Raw genomic sequence first — 14,298 nt, 5'->3', positions numbered from 1 at the left:
AGTTTCTCGACAGCGCCCATGTGAAGGACATGCTGGCCGTGCTGCGTTTCGCCCAGAACCCGCGAGACCGAGTTGCGGGTTTTCGTCTTCTGCAAATGTTGCCCGGTATCGGCCCCAAGAAGGCCGGTGTCATTCTCGACACGATATCGTCCGACCCCGAACCGCTCTTGACGCTTGCTGAAATTCCACCACCACCGAAGACAGGCGAAGACTGGACATTATTCGTCCAGTTGCTGGGAGGCCTTCGCAAAACGCAGGAAGGCTGGCCATCGGATATCGCGCGAGCTCGCCTGTGGTACGAACCCCATCTCGATCGCATCCATGAGGATGCCGATACTCGCAAGGCCGACCTCCTGCAACTCGAGCAGATTGCCAGCGGCTATCCTTCGCGCGAACGTTTCCTGACCGAACTGACGCTCGACCCACCGGACGCCACAAGCGATCAGGCGGGCGTACCGCTGCTCGATGAAGACTATCTCATCCTATCGACCATCCATTCGGCCAAGGGGCAGGAATGGCGTTCCGTGTTTATGCTGAATGTTGTCGATGGTTGCATACCATCGGACCTGGGGACAGGGACGACGCACGAGCTCGAGGAGGAACGGCGTCTGCTCTATGTCGGCATGACGCGGGCCAAGGACAGCCTGTCGCTCATCACCCCGCAGCGGTTTTTCACGCATGGGCAGAACTCGCAGGGTGACCGGCACGTTTATGCATCACGTTCGCGGTTCATCCCGGCGACGCTGCTGCAGTATTTCGAACCGATGGCTTGGCCGAAGGTCTCGGCCGCAGCATCTGAACGCAGTGCCCAGCAGATCCGCATCGATGTCGGCGCACGCATGCGCGGCATGTGGAAATAGGAGTGAGCGATGTGCAATCTCTACAACGTAACCACAACCCGTGACGCCGTCTTGCAGTTCACCAAGGCATTTCGTGATCTGGCAGGGTGGAACGAGGCAAGCTTCGACGTCTATCCCGGCTACCAGGCTCCCATCGTTCGCGTCGCCGAGGATGGAGCAAGAGAGATCGTCCGCGCGACATGGGGCATGCCCTCGCCTCCGGCCTATGTGAAGAACTACGATCCCGGCGTCACCAATATCCGCAATGTCGCGTCGCCGCACTGGCGTCGGTGGCTCGGACCGACCAGTCGCTGCGTCGTTCCCTTCACGTGCTTTGCGGAACCGGATCCTGCAAGCAAGGTCGGCGGCGGACGCGTGCCGAATGCCTGGTTTGCCAAGGATGAGACCAAACCCCTAATGTTCTTCGCAGGCTTTTGGACGCCTTGGAAAGGCATTCGCAAAGTCAGAGACGGAGAGCAGGAGTACGAGCTGTTCGGCTTCCTGACGACGTCGCCAAACGAGATCGTTTCACCCATCCACAAAAAAGCGATGCCTGCAATCCTGACGACGCCGGAAGAAGTCGATACGTGGCTGACAGCACCTTGGGACGAGGCGCGTCACCTTCAAAGGCCCCTCCCCGGCAACATGCTTGTCATCGTTCCTCCGGAAACAAAGCCCGACCTGCCGGAAGAAGGGCTGTTGTTGTGAAAAGATCGTATTGCATCTACCCGGCTCGTGAGCGAGTCGACTTCTCCGGGAAGCACAAGGTCAATCGGTAAGGCCCTGACATGCACCCCGTTCGCAAGATCATTCACGTGGATATGGATGCGTTCTACGCCTCCGTCGAACAACGTGACAATCCAGAGCTGCGTGGCAAGCCGCTGGCGGTCGGGGGATCTGCTGCCCGCGGTGTTGTGGCGGCCGCGAGTTACGAGGCAAGAGCCTTCGGCGTCTATTCAGCCATGCCATCGATTACTGCCAAGCGAAAATGCCCTGATCTGATTTTCGTGCCTCCTCGATTCGAGGTCTACCGTCAGGTCTCACAGCAAATCCGCGAAATTTTTGCGGAGTACACACCCGTCATCGAACCGCTGTCACTCGATGAGGCTTATCTCGACGTTACCGAGAACCTGAAAGGCATGGAGATCGCTACCGAAATAGCACTGGAAATCCGCGCCAAGATCAAGGCGGTGACCGGGCTCAATGCTTCTGCTGGAATCTCGTACAATAAGTTTCTGGCGAAAATGGCGAGCGACCTGAACAAGCCCAACGGCCAGGCCGTGATCACGCCGAAGAATGGCCCAGGCTTTGTCGAGGCCCTGCCCGTGAAGAAATTCCACGGGGTTGGCCCCGCCACGGCAGAGCGGATGAAACGACATGGCATCGAAACGGGTTTGGATCTGAAATCAAAACCACTCACATTCCTGCAACAACATTTCGGAAAGTCAGGTCCATACTTCTACGGTATCGCCCGAGGCATTGATGAGCGGCAGGTCAAAGCCAACCGCGTCCGAAAATCCGTCGGCGCCGAAGATACGTTTGTCGAGGACATCGACGCGCTCGATCTTGCTCAAGCCGAACTGCGCCCTTTGGCCGAAAAGGTCTGGCGGTACTGCGAAGCGCACGACATCACCGGAAAGACCGTGACCGTCAAAATCAAATATTCGGATTTTACCCAGGCAACACGAAGCAAAACGCTGGGCTTAGGTCTTTTGAGCGTTTCGACAATTCTCAACATCGCCGACGGGTTGCTAGCCTCGGTCTTCCCATTTAAACGCCCGGTACGCCTTTTGGGCGTGACACTTTCCTCGCTAAATGCAAACTGCGCAAAAGCACCACAGCTTGATTTAGGCCTTTGAACCAAGCGGAAACGTAACAGACAATTTCTTTGAAGCACAATTAAACAACGTTGGACGGCGATGTTTCTTCAGCCCTGGACAAGAGTGTCGCACTCTGAATGTCTAGAATTGTAATCCGATGTTTTGTCTTGAATACGGTCCGTCTGCTCAGGCTCGAAAGCGGTCGTAGGCCGTCAGGCGTCTAATGGGTGGGTCTGCATCGGCGTAACGGTAGATTTCATACTTTAGATACCGCAGCTCCTCATCAACGGCCTCCTCGCCGATCTCGATCCACCAGGCTTTAGGGCGACCATCACTTCCGTCAGACCAGCGATAGCCTCGAGCTTTTAGGTACTCCTTCATATCAAACGGACTGTTTTCGGCGAATATACGAACACACGATTTCTGGCTCGCTTCATAGAGTTCGGCAAAGGCCGTCGACGAATGCCCATCGACATGCCGAGCTAGAATTTCCAGAAGCGCAAAACAATCGTCGATAGCGCGGTGACCGTCATGGAAATAGCCTGCTTGCGCGATTAGGTAGCCTAGTTTGGTGCCTTCAAATCCGCGCGATGCCCAATTAACCTCGGAGTTTGAGCATGCCCAGGCTTTCTCTGAGAACAGGTGAGAAAGTGCCTCGCAAAACGGTCTATCAAATCCGGCGTTGTGGGCGATCAACACATCAGCCGGTTCGATCATCGCACGCAATGTATCCATGTCGATGGATTGTCCGGCGACCATCTCATCGGTGATACCAGTTAGTTTAATGATTTCCTCAGGAATCGGCATAGAGGGTTGCCGAAGTCCGCCATAGACCCCAGTGACATCACCGATGCAACCTGAGGAATCGAAGGTGAAGGCTATTACGCCAATCTCGATAATTTCATTCTTGTGAGCATTTAGTCCCGTGGTCTCAGTATCGAGAATGATGCCCTTAAGCAGGAATTCAGGCCGCGGGCTCGACACCACGGCGCGGTGCGTCAGTTTCTCGAGGATGCGATAGCGGCCTGTTTCCGAAAGGTGGCGAACCATATCGGCTTCGTCGAGTTGAGCGACAGATGGCTTGGCCTTGGACGTCTTGAGGGTTGGTGACATCGTCACTGGGTCGCGAGACACCTGTTCGGAAAACATGTCAAACTGCTCTGCCATCGTCACTGTCATCATCCTGCCGCAGCTTGGCACCTTGAAACATGAGCGGAGCGGCAAATCAACCATGTTTGCGCACGACGGCACCCACTCAGCCTTGGGAAGTGCCTTATCGCCGTCGTTCCAGTCGTAATCGCTCAATTTCGAGTGAGTGTTCCCCATAGGTGTAAGACCTAACCAGACGTAAGATCTTACGCCGGACTTAAACATTCCGGGATAGGGAACCGTCGTGATCAACAACGACGCACCAAACGGTCAGAGCCTCTGGGGTTCGCGCTGCCCCACTGCGCAAATCAATCAATCTTGGTCTGACGGGTTCAGCGGCAAATGGACCGGGTTTTCTGAAGCCTTGAAGTTCGTCATCAGCCGCAATGTCGCGAAGGTGGCAACCGACAGCACTATCGCCGTGTCATACGATCCCAACCCAACAGCAGCGCCTATAGCACCTGTGGCCCATATGCTTGCAGCCGTAGCCGTACCGCGTGTTCCCATTTTTCCGACAAGGATTGCTCCGCCGCCGATAAAGCCTACACCATTGATCAAGCCCTCAAGCACACGGGCAGTGGCCTCGGCATTGCCCGCGGTGATTGTTTCTGCAGCTTGTATGAACCCGCACGATGCGATCGCGACCAACGGAAACGTTCGCAGGCCTGCACTACGCTCATTTTGTTCACGGTCCCATCCAATGGGTAGCGCAAGAAGATATGCCACAAGGAGCGCGACAAGATGTGGTAAGATGTTGAGTTCAATGCCAATCGACACGAGCCATTCGTTCAAATGATATCCTCCCCACCTCACGTTGCCTAGCATTTTAGATTTTGAGCATGTTCAACTCAACCCTCGGCAACAGGTTCCAAAATGCCGAAGCACGAGATTAGATAGCCCAAATGGGAATTGAACAATTCTGCACTTGGTCCTATCCATGGCCACTGTAGAATGGGATATTCACCCGGCCTAGCGATCCCTGGTCAACATCATCCGCCAGAAGAACGGCCTGAACACATTGTTCGATGAGCATAGCCCAACGACGCACCCCTTAACATCTGTACGTCTGTCATGGCGTGCACCCGAAAAAGAAATCTGCAGCAGCGATTTTCGGGACCTGCTCAAGGCGTGCCACAAGATTCTCAATGTACGCCAGATTCGCTTTGCCGTCATACCCCTCGTGTGGGAAGGCGGTACAGGGCCGCATCTAGAGTCACATAGACGCGGAGCACGACTCAAAGGAACCCTCGAACAACGGCTGCATGGTGACTACGAGTGTACGTTTAGACGAAGCTGCAAGGCTCGTCGTTTGGCGCCTTCCAACAAGTCCTCTGCCATCTCGTGCCTTCAAAGCCCTGGCCGCCGAATACATCAAATCCCTAAAATCGGTCAGCGCAATGCCATCGGCGCGCATGACTGCAAGGATCAGCGGATCGCCGAAAATTTCAGTAAGGGTCATTTCGTCCGTCGTGTGGTTCATCGCGGTCTCCTTTCGACAGCGCCCTAAGCTCTCAAGTCGGCCTATTACTTGACAGGCTCACACTTGGGGTGTTACCGGTAAGTAACATTTGCATAATTACCGACCGGTAACACCTATGTCAACGCCGCCTCAGGATAAAAATTGAAACTCATGAAGCCCGAAAAATCTGAACACTCCTCCGAGCAGAAAATCGCGCCGCGTGACCGGATCGTATCAACGGCCTGTCAACTGTTTCGTGAACATGGGATCCGTGGCATAGGGGTTGATGCAATCGCTGAAGCCGCCTCGACCAACAAGATGACGTTATATCGACATTTCGGCTCTAAGGACGATCTTGTATGCGAAGCGCTGAAACATAGCTCTCGAAGGCTTGAGAAAGTCTGGGAAGATCTTGAAACAGAGAACCCGGGCGATCCGAGGGCTCAGCTTAGGGCCTGGGTGAAAATGCGCGCGCAATGTCTTTCAAGCGAGCCTTATGGATGTGATCTTGCCAATGCTGCGGTGGAGTTGAAGGAGCAAGGACATCCGGCGCATGCCATAATTGAAACATTGAAAGCGGAACAGCATTCCCGGCTCTCCGATCTCTGTCGTTCGACAGGTGTCAGCGATCCAGACCTTTTGGCTGATACGCTATCGATGCTGTTGGAGGGAGCGCGCGTCAGCAAACTTGCCGCCGGCAAAGAAGGTCCGTCGATGCGGTTTACGCGTGCTTGTGAAGCGGCGATGGTCTCGTTTGGTCTACGTGCGCCGGTTGCCCCCGAAATCCTGTGGAACACGGAGGAAGTGATACCTAGAGGACGATAGTAAAATATTTATCGACCAACCCAAATAGCTGTCAACTACGACCTCGCTCCTGCTTTATGCTTTATTATCGGACTTTCGCGTTGAAGGCTTTAAATGGAATCCAACATCTATTCATCGAGATAATGATTTAGGTGGAGTTTGTTAGCCAGGCAGCAATTTTCTCGTCAACGAAAGTAAGTGCGGGGTTTGCCGACGTTTTTCGCGATTATGATTGGTTTCGCGAGAATCTAATGTTCGACGAGCGGAGCGACCATTTTTGCCAATCTCTCCACAGCCAGAGTATGCCGCAGCAGACGCGGAAAGTGATGATCTGAAGACGAAGGCTTGCCACACCTATGTCAGGTCGTGCAGGTCCTTGCCGCGCGGCGGTCCGATATAAAATTCGGAAAACTTGACCTCAAGCCCCTCGCGCTCCGGCGTGCAGCACATGGGACCAACTTGGTAAGATCGGGCGACCGGAAACGGACAAAGGCGTAGAAGTGGCCAACGTATGCCGTCAGCGGAAAACTGTAGTCGAAGCACGCCACCAGCAACCGTGACCCGCAGATAGAAATCCGAGGGATCGCCGTCGTACGGGGAGGTCGACCAGTCGGAATGATCGACCGTCACCACACTGCCGATGCAGGCCGCCCCATCCGACAGCTCGATGCCGGACTTTATCCAACGGGTCTCGTCGATCCGGACCATGATCCCTGCTTGGTCATAGAGAGCTTCGTAACGAGCTTGAACCCGCACCGATGCGGTAAAATCGCCCTTCCATTCCGCGCCGAAGAAATGTCCGCTGTCTCGGATGAAACCATAATGGGTCTTGCGCCAGAAATCAGTACCTTTGTCGGTGCTCACGTTCAGCATATTGTCGCGGAGCGACCAGTTCAGGGGCTCATTGTACCAGAGGCAGGTGTCAAACATGGATTTTCCTTAATCAGTACAGCGTACGTTCATTGGCGACACGTGCATGGGTGACAATACCCCGTTTTAAGCGGTTTTCTGCCTTGAGTGGATTTGGACCATCACCACCTCCCTTTGAAACGAGACTTGATCACGGCTTTATTCGGATACTAGAAGAGCTTAGAAATCCCAATCCTCATCCTCTGTCGCAACCGCCTTACCAATGACATAGGACGACCCAGAGCCGGAGAAGAAGTCATGATTTTCGTCAGCATTCGGCGAGAGCGCTGACAAAATAGCCGGATTGACTTTGCAGGCTTCTGCCGGAAAGAGCGCTTCGTAACCGAGGTTCATCAGCGCCTTGTTGGCGTTGTAATGCAGGAACTTCTTGACGTCTTCCGTCAGGCCGACGCCGTCGTAGAGCGCTTCGGTGTATTTTGCCTCATTGTCGTAGAGTTCAAGCAAAAGATCGAAAGCGAAGTCCTTGATGTCCTGACGCTTCTGTTCAGGAAGACGGTCCACCGCGCGCTGGAACTTGTAGCCGATGTAATAGCCATGCACGGCTTCGTCGCGGATAATGAGGCGGATCATGTCGGCGGTGTTGGTGAGCTTGGCGCGGCTCGACCAGTACATCGGAAGATAAAAGCCGGAATAGAACAGGAAGCTTTCCAGAAATACGGAGGCGACCTTCTTCTTCAGCGGATCGCCGCTGTCGTATTCGCGCATAATCAGCGCCGATTTCCGTTGTAGGAACTCGTTCTCTTCCAACCAGCGATAGGCATCATCAACATCCGGTGTCGAGCACAGGGTGGAAAAGATGGAGGAGTAGGAACGCGCGTGGACCGCCTCCATGAAGGAGATGTTGGATAGCACCGCCTCTTCGTGCGGCGTCGCGGCGTCTGCCATCAGCTTGACCGATCCGACGCCGTTCTGGATCGTGTCGAGCAGGGTCAGGCCAGTGAAGACGCGGATGGTGAGTTGCTGCTCTTCTTGCTTCAGCGTTCCCCAAGATGGGATGTCGTTGGAGAGCGGCACCTTTTCCGGCAGCCAGAAATTACCGGTCAGGCGATTCCAGACTTCGAGGTCCTTGTCGTCTTCGATACGGTTCCAGTTGATGGCACGGGTGCGACTGACGGGCTTGACGGCGATGTTCATGTGTTGATCTTTCGAAGCGTTCTTGTTCACAGCGCGCATGACACGCAACCCTGCACTTCCGTGCCTTCCAGTGCCATCTGTCGAAGACGGATGTAATAAATGGTCTTGATGCCCTTCTTCCACGCGTAGATTTGCGCCTTGTTGATATCGCGCGTCGTCGCGGTGTCACGGAAGAACAGCGTCAGCGAAAGACCTTGGTCTACATGCTGGGTCGCCGCCGCATAGGTATCGATGATCTTTTCCGGGCCGATCTCGTACGCATCCTGGTAAAATTCGAGGTTATCGTCGGTCATGAAGGCGGCGGGGTAATAGACGCGGCCGATCTTACCCTCTTTGCGTATTTCAATCTTCGAGACGATCGGGTGGATCGAAGAGGTCGAATGGTTGATGTAGGAGATCGATCCTGTCGGCGGCACGGCCTGGAGGTTCTGATTATAGAGGCCTGAGGTCATAACCGCTTGTTTCAACGCAAGCCAATCCTCCTGCGTTGGGATCGAGATGCCTGCCGTCACAAATAGCTCGCGAACACGCTCTGTCGCTGGCAGCCATTCGCGTTCGGTGTATTTGTCGAAATACTCACCGGACGCATATTTCGAGTTCTCGAAGCCTTTGAAGCTGACGCCGCGCTCGGTCGCGATACGGTTCGAGGCGCGAATGGCGTGATAGGTGACCGTGTAGAAATAGATGTTGGTGAAATCGATGCCTTCGTCCGAACCGTAGAAGATGCGCTCGCGGGCGAGATAGCCATGCAAATTCATCTGTCCGAGACCGATGGCGTGGCTGTCGTCATTGCCTTTCTCCACCGACGGCACGGAGGCAATATGGCTCATGTCAGACACCGCCGTGAGCGACCGGATCGACGTCTCGATTGTTTTTCCGAAATCGGCGCTGTCCATGGCAGCAGCGATGTTCAATGAGCCGAGATTGCAGGAAATATCCTTGCCCATCACCTTATAGGAGAGGTCGTCATTATATTCGCTGGCGTCGCTGACCTGCAGAATTTCCGAGCAGAGATTGCTCATGGAAATGCGTCCTGCAATCGGGTTTGCCCGGTTCACCGTGTCTTCGAACATGATGTAGGGATAGCCGCTCTCGAACTGTATCTCGGCAATCACCTGGAAGAAGTCACGGGCCTTTATCTTCTTTTTCTTGATCCTCGCATCCGCGACCATCTCCCGGTATTTTTCCGTCACGGATATCTCGGTGAAGGGAATGCCATAGACGCGCTCGATATCGTATGGCGAAAACAGGTACATGTCCTCGTTGTTCTTCGCCAGTTCGAAGGTGATGTCAGGCACCACGACGCCGAGTGACAGGGTCTTGATCCTGATCTTCTCGTCAGCATTCTCGCGCTTGGTGTCGAGAAAACGCATGATGTCGGGGTGATGGGCGTTAAGATAGACGGCACCTGCGCCTTGGCGCGCACCAAGCTGGTTGGCGTAGGAAAAGCTGTCCTCAAGCAGCTTCATCACAGGAATGATGCCCGATGACTGGTTCTCGATCTGCTTGATCGGGGCGCCAGCCTCGCGAATGTTCGTCAGTGACAAGGCAACGCCGCCGCCACGCTTGGAAAGCTGCAGCGTTGAATTGATGCCGCGTGCGATGGATTCCATATTGTCTTCCATGCGCAGCAGAAAGCAGGAAACAAGTTCGCCACGTTGTTTTTTTCCTGCATTGAGGAATGTAGGCGTCGCGGGCTGGAAGCGGCCGGCGATGATCTCATCGACCATGTCTCTGGCAAGTTCTTCGTTGCCTTGCGCCAGCGCCAGCGCCACCATGCAGATGCGGTCTTCGTAGCGTTCGAGATACCGTTTCCCGTCAAAGGTCTTCAATGTGTAGCTGGTATAATATTTAAACGCGCCAAGAAATGTTGGGAAACGGAATTTCTTGGAAAACGCATGATCGAATAGATCACGCACGAAATTGAACGAATATTGGTCCAGAACCTCACGTTCGTAATAACCCTCAGTCACGAGATAATCGAGCTTTTCCCGCAGGTTATGGAAGAACACCGTGTTTTGGTTGACGTGCTGAAGGAAGTACTGCTTGGCCGCCAGCCGGTCCTTGTCAAGCTGGATTTTGCCATGCTCGTCGTACAGATTCAGCATTGCGTTGAGAGCATGGAAGTCCAGTTCGGATTCCGATGTTTTCAAAGGCTTTTCAATTGTGGTCGCGTCCAAAATCGTTCCAATCCGTGTTTGACGTTCGCGACGTCTTCATCCGTGCCTAGAAGCTCGAACCTGTAGAGGTACGGCACCTGACATTTCTGGGAGATGACATCGCCGGCGATCCCGTAGGTCGCCCCGAAATTGCTGTTGCCCGCGGCAATCACGCCACGAATGTTTTTCCGGTTGTCCGCATCGTTGAGGAAGCGGATTACCTGTTTTGGAACGGCCCCTTTTCCACCTTCGCCGCTGTAGGTGGGAAGGATCAGAACGTAGGGCGCTTCGACCTGAATGCTCTCGGAAAGACTGAGGGGAATGCGCCGCGCACTTATCCCCAGTCGTCCGACAAAACGATGGGTGTTTTCCGACCGGCTGGAGAAATAGACGATCTGACCCATTGCTCTGGCTCAGGCCGCAAGCGTGCTGATCATATCCGGGCGAAAGCCCGCCCAATGGGTCTCGCCAGCGACGACGACGGGAACCTGTCGGTACCCAAGCCCTTGAACCAGGTCGTAGGCGCTGGTGTCTTCGGAGACATCAACGATGGTGTAGTCGATGCCCTGTCGGTCAAGAGCGCGGGTAGTTGCTGTGCACTGTACGCAGGCAGGCTTGCTGTAGACGGTAACGGTCATGATGATCCTCGTGAAATTTGTATAGGCGTGCGATATCAATAAGGCGTTGGAAACGCCCATGCGGAAGTTCAGGGATGGATGGCAGCCGAAAGCGACTACGGGCGTTACGGCCCGCTATTCACGCGGATACTGACTAGAATGATGCGACATTGACTTCACCCCGAAGTGGTTGATGCGGAGCTCAGGGGAAGCGGCACGCGCAGGATCATCCCGCACATGACTCGCGACCTTCGGACACCCCGCCCGTGGACGTATTCGTTTGAGGCAGGTCTCCTGGCTCACGGGTCGTCACATCCATCTCGCCTTCCCGAAACCTTCCGGCGCCAGTGGCTATTGAGAGGATGCTCGCCGCTTACAGTTGCGGGGGCAGCTCCGGCATTGCTCCGTCCAGAAAGGACATCACGCACCGTATTCCCGTCTTAGCTCCCGACGCGAATCGGAAGAACCTCGAACACTAGATATAGTATATGAGGAGATAGTCGCGTCAACTCTTAGGAGGGTGGCGGTTAGAAAATTACGTCCTCATCCACACCAGCCTGTGGATAACAGTCTCATCAGACAGCTTGAAAGTTCAGCTTTTAATGGCCGCATACAAGCCGTATATCAAGCCTCGATTTTGCGTTTCGTCAACGTTCGGAGCGCAACGGCTTGTCGAAATCGACGCTCGTCTCGGTTCCACGGTTGGACGGATAGGAGAATTGGCCGAATGCGCCATAGCCCTGGCTTTTCCAGAACCCGAGTGTTTCCGGTGTCTGAGCATCGGCATGGAGATAGGACGAGGTGTACTTAAACTCGGATGCCCGGCTCTCCAGGGCCGCCACAATCTTTGTGCCAAGCCCTTTACGACGGACGCTAGAATCAAGGTACACGCGGACAATCTGACATACCTTTTCGCCGTCGCTATAGCGATGTCGTAGGCGCTCCTTCGTGGAAGGTTTGTTCTCGATCGCGTAGAGACCTCCGGCCGCAATGATGTGTCCATCTCCGTCCCGGACAACGAGAAAACTGCCTTGCCTTTCGCGGGAGAACCAGTTGTCCGGCTGCGCCGACAACAGCGAATCTAGGTCAGAATGCCAGGCGGGAGTGTAGTCGATCCCGTAGACGTTCTTGATCATCCGCAGGCAGAAGGTCCTCGCTTCAGCTCGGACGGCGGACTGTGCTTCATCATTCAGCCATTCCAGGGAGAGGTCATTGATGAGCATCAAGCCGCTAACTTTCTGCGGATAATTTCCGCCCCTGCACCGAGTGCGCGCAGCTTCGCTGTCGCCACATGACGCGGAAGCGGTGCCATGCCGCAATTGGTGCATGGATAGAGACAATTGGTCACCCGGTGGAGATGATGACAATCAGCTTGCAAGATTTGCGGGACTGACTATCGCAATCGGTTGATCGTGCGGATCAACCTAAGAACAACGATCAATCCTTTCGACATCCAAGAGACCAGCAAATCATGTGATTTGCTCCCTCGTCCGTTGACTGATGCTATCCTCGCTAAGCGCTGCAAAAAACGAAAATCGTTCCTTCAAGCCTCAGGAACATTGTTGACGCTAAACAGTTGAGAGGCCTGCCAATCCAGCTCGAATATCAACAAAGGAACGCAAGCAGCACAAATGAACGAGAAACGGGATATCTGGGTCAGCGCTCGCGCATATGCACTCTGGGAAGAAAACGGGCGAATAAACGGAAGCGATCATGAACACTGGCTGCAAGCTGTCCGAGAATACGAGCTTATGATGCAAACCCGGGCATCACCTGATGGCTTGGAAATAATGGCCAGCCGAAAGGGCAAAGAAACAAGTTAGTCGTTCGCCAAAGCAACAATGGTCGATAGTATCGAAAATCAGCATGAGAGGCTGCCTGCTGTCCCCTCATAATAGCAACATCGTGACGAAGGAAACCTTCATTGGATACTGCTCTTTTGGTCGGATACCTCGCCTCAATGTGTTCTGTGTCAAGCTTCGTTCCACAGGTCTACAAGGTTGTCAGGACCGACGATACGAAGGCAATCTCAACAGGAATGTACTGTCTCACGGTTACAGGATTTGCGCTCTGGACCGCATTCGGGGTGATGCGCACCGAATGGCCTATCATCCTGACAAATTCCGCTTGTTTCTTTTTATCCCTGGTCATTCTCGTAAAGAAGCTAAGATCGTAGGCGCTCTCGAGCAGGTGTCCACAACAATCTGTCCGAGTTGGATAAAGGTGAGAGGCTGAATGGGTCGAGCGGGAGCGCGTTACGCGTCTTCAGCAATCACACCTCTGGACACTGAATTCAACGGTATCCTGTCCATTAAAGACCTATCCGAGCGCGCAATTTCAAAATAGATTTCGTTTAGGTCGTCACTGTTGATCATTCTGTCCGCGGCCAGTTCTCGCGCAGTCTTCATCGCCTCTACACACGCATTTTTGTCATTCGCAAATTCGGCACCGTGCTCGTCGATCATCTCGCCGTCTTCATCGTAGACCCGGAAAAAATATATTGGCATGGCGTTACCGTTCGAGTGGGGGAGCGATTATTTTCCCGGTCCGTCAGTTTGAATATGGTGGGCTTCGAGAAGCACGATCATCTCGTCTGCCTCGTCCTCTGTCAGCGCATCAATAGGAAGCTCATCGACTGTAGCCGGACTGCCGTGACAAAGTCGATGACGGTCCAAAATTCATCATGGAGGTTTTTTCGTTTTTCGAACCGGCTCATGATGTAATTTCAGCAAAGTGACTTTGTGGGTCAATATGACTTCTTGCGACCGATAACTTCCAGTCCAGCAGATTACATTGCGGCTTCTGCAACGGGTGCCGCACCGTGGCGGCCTTTGGCGAGACGGTCAAAGACCCTGATGAGGCACTTTAACCCCACCCAACGACCCTAAAGTTCTACGTTTCCGTGCCTCTCTTGCGAATTGGCTCAACTATAGGCGCGCTTCATGTGAAATCTGAAGATCGCGCCAGAGCCAGGCGCCTCCTTGATCGCCGTCTCAACGAACGCCGACAGACCATCAATGTTACGCCGGATGCCGGCCACTTCTCAGGACAGATAGACCCTTACATTTCCCTTTAGGACCGATGATGCTGCCTCCACGCGAAGCAACCAGCGACGATGCACCTCGGCATTCATGTCCCCTGCGACTTAGCAAGCGGTAGAAGAGTCGGTCCTGCTTGGTGGTAAGGCAGACATCTGCAGAAGCACCGTAACGTCCGCACGCGCCATTGGGCGCGACATCAGAAACCCTTGGATGTTATCGCAGCCCAACGATTTCAGCGCATCTCTCTGCTGGTTGGTTTCGACCCCTTCGGCGGTTGTTTGTAGCCCGTTGGCACGCGCCATCTTGATGATCGCTTCGACAATCGCGCTGTTCCGGCCCTCGCCCA

17 protein-coding genes, 1 pseudogene and 1 riboswitch are annotated in these 14,298 nt (G+C 54.2%); of the genes and pseudogenes, 6 read left to right on the top strand and 12 right to left on the bottom strand.

The window, feature by feature from the left end; translation table 11 throughout:
* The 3 genes from QRN55_RS22495 to dinB form a co-directional block, all read left to right on the top strand.
* Positions 1 to 860, top strand: an 860-nt coding sequence (locus tag QRN55_RS22495; protein ID WP_284778346.1) for a 3'-5' exonuclease, incomplete at its 5' end; no start/stop codon positions are given.
* A gap of 9 nt (positions 861 to 869) precedes the next feature.
* A complete protein-coding gene (locus QRN55_RS22490) occupies positions 870 to 1,547 on the top strand; it encodes an SOS response-associated peptidase (protein WP_233125102.1) in 678 nt (225 codons plus the stop codon).
* 80 nt (positions 1,548 to 1,627) lie between these two features.
* Positions 1,628 to 2,698 carry a DNA polymerase IV gene (dinB, locus tag QRN55_RS22485; protein WP_233125103.1) on the top strand — a complete coding sequence of 357 codons (1,071 nt, stop codon included), beginning with the start codon at positions 1,628 to 1,630 and terminating at the stop codon, positions 2,696 to 2,698.
* 147 nt (positions 2,699 to 2,845) lie between these two features.
* On the opposite strand, the gene QRN55_RS22480 is transcribed toward dinB, so the two are convergent.
* The 3 genes from QRN55_RS22480 to QRN55_RS22470 all read right to left on the bottom strand — a co-directional run bounded on the left by QRN55_RS22480 (position 2,846) and on the right by QRN55_RS22470 (position 5,288).
* Positions 2,846 to 3,826 carry a 3'-5' exonuclease gene (locus QRN55_RS22480; protein WP_422387376.1) on the bottom strand — a complete coding sequence of 327 codons (981 nt, stop codon included), beginning with the start codon at positions 3,824 to 3,826 and terminating at the stop codon, positions 2,846 to 2,848.
* A gap of 294 nt (positions 3,827 to 4,120) precedes the next feature.
* The gene (locus QRN55_RS22475; RefSeq protein WP_233125104.1) at positions 4,121 to 4,600 is read right to left on the bottom strand and encodes an MgtC/SapB family protein; all 480 of its coding nucleotides are present in this window, start codon (positions 4,598 to 4,600) and stop codon (positions 4,121 to 4,123) included.
* 421 nt (positions 4,601 to 5,021) lie between these two features.
* Complete coding sequence (locus tag QRN55_RS22470) at positions 5,022 to 5,288, bottom strand: hypothetical protein (RefSeq protein WP_233125105.1); 267 nt, start codon at positions 5,286 to 5,288, stop codon at positions 5,022 to 5,024.
* 150 nt (positions 5,289 to 5,438) lie between these two features.
* On the opposite strand from QRN55_RS22470, the gene QRN55_RS22465 reads away from it, so the two are divergent.
* Positions 5,439 to 6,092, top strand: a complete 654-nt coding sequence (locus tag QRN55_RS22465; RefSeq protein WP_233125120.1) for a TetR/AcrR family transcriptional regulator — start codon at positions 5,439 to 5,441, stop codon at positions 6,090 to 6,092.
* A gap of 333 nt (positions 6,093 to 6,425) precedes the next feature.
* Here QRN55_RS22465 and QRN55_RS22460 read toward each other — a convergent pair whose 3' ends face one another.
* From QRN55_RS22460 to QRN55_RS22430, 7 genes and pseudogenes are all read right to left on the bottom strand, one after another.
* Positions 6,426 to 7,001, bottom strand: coding sequence for a DUF1349 domain-containing protein (locus QRN55_RS22460; RefSeq protein WP_233125106.1), 576 nt, complete (start codon positions 6,999 to 7,001; stop codon positions 6,426 to 6,428).
* A gap of 159 nt (positions 7,002 to 7,160) precedes the next feature.
* Entirely contained in the window at positions 7,161 to 8,135 is a 975-nt protein-coding gene (nrdF, locus tag QRN55_RS22455; RefSeq protein WP_233125121.1) for a class 1b ribonucleoside-diphosphate reductase subunit beta, read from the bottom strand.
* A 26-nt stretch (positions 8,136 to 8,161) separates the two neighbouring features.
* Entirely contained in the window at positions 8,162 to 10,315 is a 2,154-nt protein-coding gene (gene nrdE / locus QRN55_RS22450; protein ID WP_284778345.1) for a class 1b ribonucleoside-diphosphate reductase subunit alpha, read from the bottom strand.
* A complete protein-coding gene (gene nrdI / locus QRN55_RS22445) occupies positions 10,285 to 10,698 on the bottom strand; it encodes a class Ib ribonucleoside-diphosphate reductase assembly flavoprotein NrdI (RefSeq protein WP_233125108.1) in 414 nt (137 codons plus the stop codon). The genes nrdE and nrdI overlap by 31 nt, the downstream gene beginning before the upstream one ends.
* A 9-nt stretch (positions 10,699 to 10,707) precedes the next feature.
* On the bottom strand, positions 10,708 to 10,932 hold the full coding sequence (nrdH, locus tag QRN55_RS22440) for a glutaredoxin-like protein NrdH (protein WP_111839607.1): 225 nt from the start codon (positions 10,930 to 10,932) through the stop codon (positions 10,708 to 10,710).
* A 246-nt stretch (positions 10,933 to 11,178) separates the two neighbouring features.
* Positions 11,179 to 11,397: riboswitch (cobalamin riboswitch) on the bottom strand.
* Positions 11,398 to 11,558: 161 nt separating this feature from the next.
* The gene (locus QRN55_RS22435; protein WP_233125113.1) at positions 11,559 to 12,134 is read right to left on the bottom strand and encodes a GNAT family N-acetyltransferase; all 576 of its coding nucleotides are present in this window, start codon (positions 12,132 to 12,134) and stop codon (positions 11,559 to 11,561) included.
* Positions 12,134 to 12,247, bottom strand: a pseudogene (locus QRN55_RS22430) (methionine synthase); the annotation flags it as partial. The gene QRN55_RS22435 and the pseudogene QRN55_RS22430, both read right to left, overlap by 1 nt.
* Before the next feature lie 295 nt (positions 12,248 to 12,542).
* Between QRN55_RS22430 and QRN55_RS24460 the strand changes: the two are divergent.
* Positions 12,543 to 12,734 (top strand): DUF2934 domain-containing protein, encoded by a 192-nt coding sequence (locus tag QRN55_RS24460; protein WP_350225200.1) that lies wholly within the window; start codon positions 12,543 to 12,545, stop codon positions 12,732 to 12,734.
* Between the two features lie 101 nt (positions 12,735 to 12,835).
* Positions 12,836 to 13,087 carry a SemiSWEET family sugar transporter gene (locus QRN55_RS22425; RefSeq protein ID WP_077122530.1) on the top strand — a complete coding sequence of 84 codons (252 nt, stop codon included), beginning with the start codon at positions 12,836 to 12,838 and terminating at the stop codon, positions 13,085 to 13,087.
* 79 nt (positions 13,088 to 13,166) lie between these two features.
* Here QRN55_RS22425 and QRN55_RS22420 read toward each other — a convergent pair whose 3' ends face one another.
* Complete coding sequence (locus tag QRN55_RS22420; RefSeq protein WP_502871364.1) at positions 13,167 to 13,418, bottom strand: DUF6894 family protein; 252 nt, start codon at positions 13,416 to 13,418, stop codon at positions 13,167 to 13,169.
* A 638-nt stretch (positions 13,419 to 14,056) separates the two neighbouring features.
* A partial coding sequence (locus QRN55_RS22415) for an EAL domain-containing protein (RefSeq protein ID WP_284778344.1) occupies positions 14,057 to 14,298 on the bottom strand: 242 nt, incomplete at its 5' end.

This window comes from Agrobacterium sp. lyk4-40-TYG-31 (assembly GCF_030209855.1).
GTDB classification, from domain to species: domain Bacteria; phylum Pseudomonadota; class Alphaproteobacteria; order Rhizobiales; family Rhizobiaceae; genus Agrobacterium; species Agrobacterium vaccinii.
The sequence above is the reverse complement of the archived record's forward strand: the minus strand, read 5'-3'. Positions and strand labels throughout refer to the sequence as shown.

What these genes read in the sequence shown, in the direction of transcription:
- QRN55_RS24460 (WP_350225200.1), top strand. Translation starts at nt 12,543, where the DNA reads ATGAACGAGAAACGGGATATCTGGGTCAGCGCTCGCGCATATGCACTC.
- nrdI (WP_233125108.1), bottom strand. Translation starts at nt 10,698, where the DNA reads ATGGGTCAGATCGTCTATTTCTCCAGCCGGTCGGAAAACACCCATCGT.
- QRN55_RS22460 (WP_233125106.1), bottom strand. Translation starts at nt 7,001, where the DNA reads ATGTTTGACACCTGCCTCTGGTACAATGAGCCCCTGAACTGGTCGCTC.
- nrdH (WP_111839607.1), bottom strand. Translation starts at nt 10,932, where the DNA reads ATGACCGTTACCGTCTACAGCAAGCCTGCCTGCGTACAGTGCACAGCA.
- QRN55_RS22420 (WP_502871364.1), bottom strand. Translation starts at nt 13,418, where the DNA reads ATGCCAATATATTTTTTCCGGGTCTACGATGAAGACGGCGAGATGATC.
- QRN55_RS22490 (WP_233125102.1), top strand. Translation starts at nt 870, where the DNA reads ATGTGCAATCTCTACAACGTAACCACAACCCGTGACGCCGTCTTGCAG.
- QRN55_RS22470 (WP_233125105.1), bottom strand. Translation starts at nt 5,288, where the DNA reads ATGAACCACACGACGGACGAAATGACCCTTACTGAAATTTTCGGCGAT.
- nrdF (WP_233125121.1), bottom strand. Translation starts at nt 8,135, where the DNA reads ATGAACATCGCCGTCAAGCCCGTCAGTCGCACCCGTGCCATCAACTGG.
- QRN55_RS22465 (WP_233125120.1), top strand. Translation starts at nt 5,439, where the DNA reads ATGAAGCCCGAAAAATCTGAACACTCCTCCGAGCAGAAAATCGCGCCG.
- QRN55_RS22480 (WP_422387376.1), bottom strand. Translation starts at nt 3,826, where the DNA reads ATGGCAGAGCAGTTTGACATGTTTTCCGAACAGGTGTCTCGCGACCCA.
- QRN55_RS22435 (WP_233125113.1), bottom strand. Translation starts at nt 12,134, where the DNA reads ATGCTCATCAATGACCTCTCCCTGGAATGGCTGAATGATGAAGCACAG.
- dinB (WP_233125103.1), top strand. Translation starts at nt 1,628, where the DNA reads ATGCACCCCGTTCGCAAGATCATTCACGTGGATATGGATGCGTTCTAC.